This is a genomic window from Candidatus Clostridium helianthi (genome assembly GCF_045310795.1).
Taxonomy (GTDB): domain Bacteria; phylum Bacillota; class Clostridia; order Clostridiales; family Clostridiaceae; genus Clostridium; species Clostridium helianthi.
Map to the genome: position 1 here is coordinate 65,211 of NZ_JBJIAB010000028.1, position 8,755 is coordinate 73,965.

The following is an 8,755-nucleotide window of genomic DNA, read 5'->3' on the forward strand; positions in this document are numbered from 1 at the left end:
TTAACTTTTCCATCACCTTTGCATAAAACTGCAAATCAAGACTACAGAAATCTTCTTATCTAAATAGAAAAAGGTGAATTTTAATATAATTTCTAAATTCATCTTTTTCCTAATAAATACTATTTAATAACCTTAAATTCATATCCCTGCTGCTTTAAATATTCTATAATTCCTGGTAATGCTTTTGCTGTTTCTTCTTTACCATAAGTATCATGCATCAAAATTATTGCCTTTTCCCTTCCTGCTGTAGTTTTTATAACTTCCTGTTTTAATTGCTCTGCATTCTTAGGTGTACCTTCCGCATCTTGAGATAATGAATTCCAATCTATTTGATGATAATTTTTTTCATGTAAAGCCTTGTCCATAGTATCCATACCAACTGAATCTTTATTCTTCCAAGTCATATGCCCACCCGGAAATCTAATAGCTCTAGTTGAAAAATCTTCTCCTAAAACCTTTTTTAGTGACTCATTTGTTTTTTCAATGTCAGACATACAATTCCATAAGTTTATCTTTCCATTTGGATATAAATAATTATAATTATGTGAATAAGTATGATTACCTATAGAATTTCCTTCAGATAATTCTCGTTTAACTATATTTTTAGTGTTCTCATCTTTATCTAGTGATTTTCCCACAATAAAGAATGTTGCATGCACATTCTCCGACTTCAAAACATCTAATATTTGAGGTGTAACTGTTTCCGATGGACCATCATCAAATGTTAAATATACTACTTTCTTACCGTCTGCTCCATCTGGCTTTTGCCCCTTCATTTGCTGATTCAAATACTTTTCAATAAATGAAGAATCTTCTACTTCTGAATTACTCTCAACATTCAGAGAATCTCGGTTATCCTTTTTATCATTTGAATTTGAATCTGAATCTCCACTTTGCTTAGTGTCATCAAGTGCTTGTACTTCTTGTCTATTTTGGAAAAACTTCGCTGCAATGAGAGAGCTACCTCCGACTATTAAAAAAACTATAGTCATAAATAAAATAATTATTCTAGCTTTTTTTATGTTATTATCTTTACTTTTATTATACCTATAATTTTTTCTCATATATTTTTTCCTCCTATAGCTAGATTAATTTACATTTGTATAAGAATATCCTATTTATTTTACTTATTGCACAGAAGTTCGACTTAAATATAAATTATGTATTTTTTCGTAATAATTTATATATTTCCTCTTACTTTATTGTATAATTTCCCCAGAATCATTTCACTACAATATACAACATTATTTATACTAATTTAGCTATTTGTAATCCCTAATATATGTTACTAATAGTATTTACTAACTCAGCATGTACAATACAATTATAAATTAGTATTCTAATTCCATATTACTTTAAAATAACCATAAATAATTTATTCAAATCTAAAATTGCTATTAAAAAGGTTCTAATTTTTCTTTTATTTTTTTAGTCTGCCATCATACTGACACAATGATATACTAAAATAAGTACATAAAGTTAATAAAATCTTTTTTTCATAAATATTTACCCTATAATATAAAGAACAAAGAGCAACATTCATATTACCCCTATGTATGCTGCTCTTTGTTTTTATAGTTTTAAATAATAATGCTAAAGCATTATTACAGTTTATCTTATTTATAATAAATATCATGTTTTTATATTTAAAACCGAAGTGATAAGTGTTTTAAGCTTTATATACAATCTAAAGCCAATATACGCTGACGACTTTCTAGCTACTTCTTTATATTGATTGTCAAGCCATTCGTAATCATAAATTTGAAAAAACATATCATCAATTTCTTTATCATTCATTATCTCACCTGCTTATATATGCTCTCAATAAAATTGATAATTATTAATAATTTTCATATTTGTTGCTATTTATATAATAATCTCCCTTTGCATATCCTTCTTTTTCTCCTATATAAATGTCAAGCGCTCTTATACCTCTATTAGCTAGCTTTATAAATAATATGAATGCATATATTGATAAAGCAAATATTACTATTGATAATATTAAATATACTATAATTAGTATGGCACTTAATATTGTAGTGCTTGTTGGATGCATAAAAAATTCCTCCCCAATCTATTATTAATTAAAATTGCATTTAAGATTATACCATTAATTACCTATAACCACAATCATCTATAAATATTATTATTAAGTTACTTCTATACTTTTTCTATATCAATTTAAATTTAAAATAAAATTTTATAACGTCAAAAAGAACCCTATTTCTAGAGTTCTTAGTTAAGTTTACTCTCTATATCATTTCTCATTATTACACCTTGGCACAATAATATAAAACTTATTTAAAGCTTTACATTTGGGACATTTCACTTTAATATCATATTTCCCCTCTTTAGCACTTACTAGTTTAGCACTAGCTATTGATGAAGTCTCTCCTTCAAAATTCAATACTCTGTCTGTTTCTGGAGTCGTGTATTCCCATGCAAAACTTATATCACACTTAGAGCATTTCTGTATTGAACTTAATAACATTAATCTTCCTCCTCTTATATAACTAATTGTATATAAAGCTTTCTCCTCTTATACAGCTAATTGTATATAAAGGCTACTCTATCCATATGCACCTTTCCTTTTTGACCATAAATATTGCCTCCTCTCATATAAGTTAATTATACAAAAGTTGGAATATTCCTTCTGTAAATTTTAATAAATAAATATTAATCTACAAACACAAAAATTCATCCTTAAATAAAACTTGCCACCAATTTGATAAGTGGTGGCAAACGGGTGGAAACTCCCGTAATATTTTTAATTAATTCCTTGTACAAATAACTATTCTCAAGCTCTTGGATGAGTATGCATGTATATATAGTTTATTTTATCATTATTGATTATCTCATAGTACGTATCCATATATGTTAATACCTGATTACCGAGTAACTTCTGAACAGCCCTAACATTTGCTCCATTTTGAAGAAGATGAACAGCAAATGAATGTCTAAAAGTGTTTAAATTAACGTCTTTATCTATACCAGCTTTTCTAGAGTATTCTTTAACAATTCTCCAAATACCTTGTCTTGTAAGCTTATTACCATTTAAATTCACAAAAAGGTTAGAAACACCGCACTGCGCTATCTTATACCTTATGCTTAGATATTCTGTTAATGCTTTACAAGCACTTCTTCCTATAGGAATAAGCCTTTCATAATGCTTGTTATCTGTACATTTTACAAAATTTAAATCAAGATTGACATCATCTACATTTAATGCAATAAGTTCTGAAACTTTCATTCCAGTAGCGTACATCAACTCTAACAATGCATTATCACGAATTCCTTTTGAGCAGTCTTTTTCCACTATTCTAATTATCTTATCTACTTCTTCAATGGTCAAAATTTGTGGCAATTTTCTATTATTTTTTGAACTCTTATATTCAATTTTAGGAACTTCCTTAATTAAAGTTTCACTTTTCAAATATGAATAGAAATTCCTTAGACTTATAACTATTCTATTTATAGATCTTTCTGATTTTCCTTGATTAGTGAGATTTTGTATATATGACATAACTGTTGATTTATCACTTTCATATAAATCTATCTTTTTTCTATTTAAGAATTTTAGATAGAGACTAACATCTGTTACATATGCATATATAGTATTCTCACTTTTACCACTCTCAAACAAATAATTTTTATAATTATTTATACTATTTATCATTATTAACTCCTATACCATTGATTATGATTAGCATTCGACCAATCGTCATTTTTCCTTCCTTATTTAAAATCATCTTTTGTTTTATAAATAGAATTTATTAGCCACAAATCTTATCAGAGACGGTGATATATAAGTTTCAACTAATATGCCTATTACAAATAATATTAGGATGACAATTAATTTATTTAATACACCATCTAGAAAAGGATCTTTTATCTTTCCATGTTTGAAAAATCTTCCCTTAAACCTTTCTGCAGACATAGATAAACTAATAACACTTAATGCTATGAAACATGGAATATATATTAAATTCTGAGGAACAATAGATACTAAGGCTAGTCCAATCCCTTTTCCTTGAAAAGTAGTTATCATGAAAGAAAAAGTATACCCTAATGTAAAACCTTTTAATAAGTCCAAAATTAATATTACAGGAGCTCCAAAAAAAGTTAAACCTAATATAAATATAGGTATAATAATTAGTATATTTTTCTTTATAACCTCGAATAATAAATTTCCATAATTAATAGGATGGCTACCTATAGAATTAGTAAAACTAAAAAAATAATTTGTTAAATCCGTTTTATCTGATTCCCCCATATATTTAACAGTGTAAAGCCCAAAAGATATTCCTAAACAAAACATTATCAGTACAATGAAAAAATAGGCTTTCTTATCCCTAAAAGTATCATTTAGCTTAGTAAGTAAAAAATTCATCTCTTATTCCTCCTTTAGTTACTCTACTTTATACTATGTTTTATATTTGAAGTTTATTCCAGCACCTAATTATAAATATGTAAATCCGAGAAAAAAAATCTTATGCATATAGAAAATAACTTCTATATACATAAGATTTAAAATATTTTTATAACGTATTAAATACTAATTATTATCATATTTCCATCCATTATCATCGTTATATATCATAAGTTTTGTCATTCCGCCATCTATATTAATATTTTCTCCATTAATAAAGCTATTTTCTTCATTACACAAAAACATAGCTGCTCTCGCTATATCTTTTGGATTCCCTATTCTGCCTGATGTATGCTGCAATAAATCACTCTCACTATACTTTGGTACATATTCTTCATCATAATAAGCACCCGTATCAATCCAACCTGGGCTAATCGAATTCACCCTGACTTTATTAGAAAGACTAACAGAAAGTCCATGAGTCAATGCCAAAATTCCGCCTTTAGCAGCTGTATAACTTTCTGTATCAGATTGTGACATATAGGCTCTAGTAGATGAAATATTTACAATTGCACCATTTTTATTAAAATTATTCATAAGTAACTGGGTTAATATGTATGGCGCGGTTACTCCAACTTTGAGTACATAATTAAAATCTTCATATGAACATTTAGAAATAATTCCTTTTTTATTAATACAAGCATTATTAATGAGATAATCTATATTTTTATATTTTTTTATTATAAACTCTGCAAACTTATATAAAGTATCCTCTTCTGCAATATCGCCTAAAAAGAATTCAATTTCTCCACCTTTTCTTTTTATATATTCTACGTTTTCATCCCCTGCTTCTTTATTTTTATCAATGAAGATAACTTTAGCGCCGACGTTTGAAAATTCTCTTGTTAAGCATCTTCCTATCCCCAAAGCTCCTCCAGTAATTACGCATACTTTATTTTTATAATCCATAATATATCTTAGTGCAAGAATTAAATCACACTAAAAATTCACCTCCATAAATAAGTCAAAATAATAAACTATTATTATATTTGCTAATATTATAACACACTAGTGAATTTTTAAGGATCAATCTTATTTCCTACTAAATAATCATATTCGTGAACCATAAATGAATTATTTAAGAAAATGCATTGCATACCTATTATATATTCTTCTGAATATCTTACACAGGTTGTAAAACTCTTAACTTTTCATAAGCTTTTTGAGTATAAGGGGTAGGAACTCCCAAATCTTTTCCCATCCTACATAAATCGCCGCAAAATAATTCAAGCTCAAATTTTTTCCCAGATACAACATCTCTATGCATTGAACTTATACTTTTTTTAGATAAGCTTTTTAGTGTATTGATTGCATTCTCATAAATATTAGGATGAAGATTTATTCCCTTACTTCTAGCAACTTCTTCGCATTCCTTTGCTACATTACAAAATGTTTCAAATTTCATTTTATCTTCTAATATTCCTTTTACTTTCACATCGTAGTACGAATCAGTTATATTAAAAGCACAATTAAATACGTAGTTATTCCATGCAAAAATTTCTGCATCTCTTCTTACCTCACATAAAATATTTGATTTAGTTAAAACATTATAGATCCGCTCTAAATCTCTTTTATACATAGGGCGTTTTTTATTAGATGATATAAATATTCTAGTATTTTGGCTAGTATGCTTAATAATTCTATCACCTTCAATTTTTGAGCTAATTGACATAATAGCATCTGTTACTTTTCCTTTTCTTAGATAAGAATATAGCTTATTTCCGCCGTCTACCCCATTAATTATAGGAATAATTAAAGTATGATCACCTACCATAGGTAAAATTGCTTTTGCTGCCGCCTTTAAAGAATATCCTTTTACGCAAACAAAGATAATGTCAACAACACCAATTTCATCTGAATTATCTGTTGCGAGAGTAGGAAAAACAGTAAAATTTCCATTTATTTCACTTTCTAATGAAATTCCATCAGTCTTTATTTTATTTAATGTTTTTCCATACGCTACAACATTAACATTTTCTTTACTTCTACAAAGCATAGCAGCAATATATCCACCTATCGCTCCCATTCCAATTATTCCAATCTTCATAATATATTCTTCCTTTCTTTTATATTTTTAATATAAATTCAAATATTTTTCTAGCTTATTACTATTTTAGCTTATCTTAATGTATAATAAAAATATATATTAGTTATGAATACTATAATTAGGAGTTATACTATGATTTTTGATCTAAATCTTTATAAAGTCTTTCTCACAGTGGCCAAATGTAAGAATATATCACGTGCAGCTGAAATTCTTTTTGTTTCTCAGCCTGCTGTAAGTAAATCAATAAAAACATTAGAAACTTCTTTTAATGTAACCTTATTTTCGAGAAGTTCAAAAGGTGTGACCCTAACACCAGAAGGAAAAATATTATTTGATCACATAGAAAATGCTTTTGATGAACTTAACCTTGGAGAGAATATTTTGAAAAAGCTAAAAAATAAAGAAACTGGTACAATTAATTTAGGTGTAAGCACAACAATTGGAAAAAATTATTTTTTGCCTAGATTTCGAGAATTTATAAAAGAATATCCTTATTTTAAGACTAAGATAATAAATAAACCTACTTTGGATACAATAAAGTTAGTTCAAGAAGAGAAATTGGATTTAGGCATAATTGGTACTACTTCCATCCAAGATGATCTTAATTTTATAAGGCTTTGCAAAATTCAAGATATCCTAGTAGCAAGTAGTGCTTATTTAGAAAAACTAAACTTGAATTCTGCTGACGATACATTATTAGCTGAAGGATCTTTTATGCTTCTTGAAAATCCTAACGCTACGCGAGAACATATAGAAAGCTATTTTAATAAACATAATATCAATATCATTCCGGATATTGAAGCCAGCAATATGGATTTTTTAATTGAATGCGCAAAAATGGGACTTGGTATTACTTCTGTTATAAAAGAGTTTTTAAATGATGAGCTTGAAAATAAAATCCTTTTAGAAATTCCTCTAAAAGATGAGATTCCTCCCAGATATATTGGTGTGATCTATAAGAATTCAAATAATCTTTCAATAGCCGCTAAAACACTTATTGATTTCCTAAAAAAGTGATTTAAGTAATTATATAAAATTAAAAATTATGTAATTGAACTTTTATTCTAATAGCTTTAAAATAAATATAAGTTATCAAATAAAAAAATTTATAGGAGGCAATCATATGTCATTCAAAGAAATTGAAATTAAAAACCTAAATATAAATCCATTCACTCTCATCGGACACGAATGGTTATTAATCACAGCTGGTACTGAAAATAAATTTAATACCATGACAGCAAGTTGGGGAGGACTAGGCGTATTCTGGGGTAAAAACTCAGCTACTGTATACATTAGACCTGGACGTTACACAAAACAATTTGTAGATTCAAATGATACATTTACATTATCATTTTTTAGCGAAGAATACAGAAAAGCTTTAAATATTTGTGGAAGTCTTTCTGGAAGAGATAATAACAAAGTTGAAAAAGCAAATTTAACTCCAATTTTTGATGAGAATAATACTTACTTTAAAGAAGCTAAAATGGTCGTAGTATGCAAAAAAATGTATCATACAGAAATTAAACCTGAAAACTTTGATAATCCTTCTTTTGATGAGAAAATTTATCCTGAAAAAGATTATCACACAATTTATATTGGAGAAATCGTAAAAGTATTGGTTAATGAATAAACCTGCTACAAAACAAAGATCATATCTAAAATTCTTAATTTAAGATATGATCTTCTAGATTCACACGATATATTTTATATTAAAGATTCTAACTTATTAAATATTTCTTTATTGACCTTCTTTAAGTTAATTATCTTAAAGTCATTGTTAACAAAAACATGTAATGTACTTCCTTTAGCAATTTCTTTTTGATCATTTTCTCTGATAACGGAATAATTAAACTCTACCTTAACAGGTGTTAGTTGCTTAACCCATGTTTTTATGATTAATTCATCTTCATATTTTGCTCCTATAATATATTTACAATTACTTTCAGCTAAAGGTATTAGTATGCCATTTTCCTCCATTTCACTGTAACTTATATTACTTCCTTTTATGAAATCAGTTCTCCCTGCCTCAAACCAAATAAAGTAATTAGAATGGTGAACAATTCCCATTTTATCTGTTTCTGCATATCTTACTACAATCCTTGTTTCACTTATATACAATTAAAGCACCCCTTCTTATGATAAATATACTATTTATTTCATAATTTCTGTATAAAAAAAAGACAGCCATTATGACTATCTTTAATACTTACCTCGCAACGTCCTACTCTGCCACACAGTCTCCCATGCAGTACCATCGGCGCTATAGACCTTAACTTTCC

The 8,755-nt window shown here is 27.5% G+C and carries 11 protein-coding genes; 2 read left to right on the forward strand and 9 right to left on the reverse strand.

Annotated elements, in window-relative coordinates; all coding sequences use genetic code 11:
• Positions 1 to 119 precede the first annotated feature (119 nt).
• The 8 genes from ACJDTP_RS18890 to ACJDTP_RS18925 all read right to left on the reverse strand — a co-directional run bounded on the left by ACJDTP_RS18890 (position 120) and on the right by ACJDTP_RS18925 (position 6,476).
• Positions 120 to 1,064, reverse strand: a complete 945-nt coding sequence (locus ACJDTP_RS18890) for a polysaccharide deacetylase family protein (protein WP_077844834.1) — start codon at positions 1,062 to 1,064, stop codon at positions 120 to 122.
• Between the two features lie 568 nt (positions 1,065 to 1,632).
• Positions 1,633 to 1,797: a hypothetical protein gene (locus tag ACJDTP_RS18895; protein ID WP_171771180.1), complete on the reverse strand. Its 165-nt coding sequence runs from the start codon at positions 1,795 to 1,797 to the stop codon at positions 1,633 to 1,635.
• Between the two features lie 43 nt (positions 1,798 to 1,840).
• A complete protein-coding gene (locus ACJDTP_RS18900; protein WP_406762114.1) occupies positions 1,841 to 2,056 on the reverse strand; it encodes a hypothetical protein in 216 nt (71 codons plus the stop codon).
• Positions 2,057 to 2,257: 201 nt separating this feature from the next.
• Positions 2,258 to 2,491 carry a hypothetical protein gene (locus tag ACJDTP_RS18905; RefSeq protein WP_078117396.1) on the reverse strand — a complete coding sequence of 78 codons (234 nt, stop codon included), beginning with the start codon at positions 2,489 to 2,491 and terminating at the stop codon, positions 2,258 to 2,260.
• A 306-nt stretch (positions 2,492 to 2,797) separates the two neighbouring features.
• Complete coding sequence (locus ACJDTP_RS18910; RefSeq protein ID WP_017212908.1) at positions 2,798 to 3,676, reverse strand: tyrosine-type recombinase/integrase; 879 nt, start codon at positions 3,674 to 3,676, stop codon at positions 2,798 to 2,800.
• 81 nt (positions 3,677 to 3,757) lie between these two features.
• On the reverse strand, positions 3,758 to 4,390 hold the full coding sequence (spoIIM, locus tag ACJDTP_RS18915) for a stage II sporulation protein M (protein WP_065418827.1): 633 nt from the start codon (positions 4,388 to 4,390) through the stop codon (positions 3,758 to 3,760).
• A gap of 165 nt (positions 4,391 to 4,555) precedes the next feature.
• The gene (locus tag ACJDTP_RS18920; protein WP_406762115.1) at positions 4,556 to 5,338 is read right to left on the reverse strand and encodes an SDR family oxidoreductase; all 783 of its coding nucleotides are present in this window, start codon (positions 5,336 to 5,338) and stop codon (positions 4,556 to 4,558) included.
• Positions 5,339 to 5,552: 214 nt separating this feature from the next.
• Positions 5,553 to 6,476 (reverse strand): ketopantoate reductase family protein, encoded by a 924-nt coding sequence (locus tag ACJDTP_RS18925; protein WP_078117397.1) that lies wholly within the window; start codon positions 6,474 to 6,476, stop codon positions 5,553 to 5,555.
• A gap of 132 nt (positions 6,477 to 6,608) precedes the next feature.
• Between ACJDTP_RS18925 and ACJDTP_RS18930 the strand changes: the two genes are divergently transcribed.
• Complete coding sequence (locus ACJDTP_RS18930) at positions 6,609 to 7,493, forward strand: LysR family transcriptional regulator (RefSeq protein ID WP_078117398.1); 885 nt, start codon at positions 6,609 to 6,611, stop codon at positions 7,491 to 7,493.
• 106 nt (positions 7,494 to 7,599) lie between these two features.
• Positions 7,600 to 8,106 carry a flavin reductase family protein gene (locus ACJDTP_RS18935; RefSeq protein ID WP_103699360.1) on the forward strand — a complete coding sequence of 169 codons (507 nt, stop codon included), beginning with the start codon at positions 7,600 to 7,602 and terminating at the stop codon, positions 8,104 to 8,106.
• 74 nt (positions 8,107 to 8,180) lie between these two features.
• Here the strand turns inward: ACJDTP_RS18935 and ACJDTP_RS18940 are convergent, their stop codons facing one another.
• Positions 8,181 to 8,594 (reverse strand): acyl-CoA thioesterase, encoded by a 414-nt coding sequence (locus ACJDTP_RS18940; RefSeq protein ID WP_078117399.1) that lies wholly within the window; start codon positions 8,592 to 8,594, stop codon positions 8,181 to 8,183.
• Positions 8,595 to 8,755 lie beyond the last annotated feature (161 nt).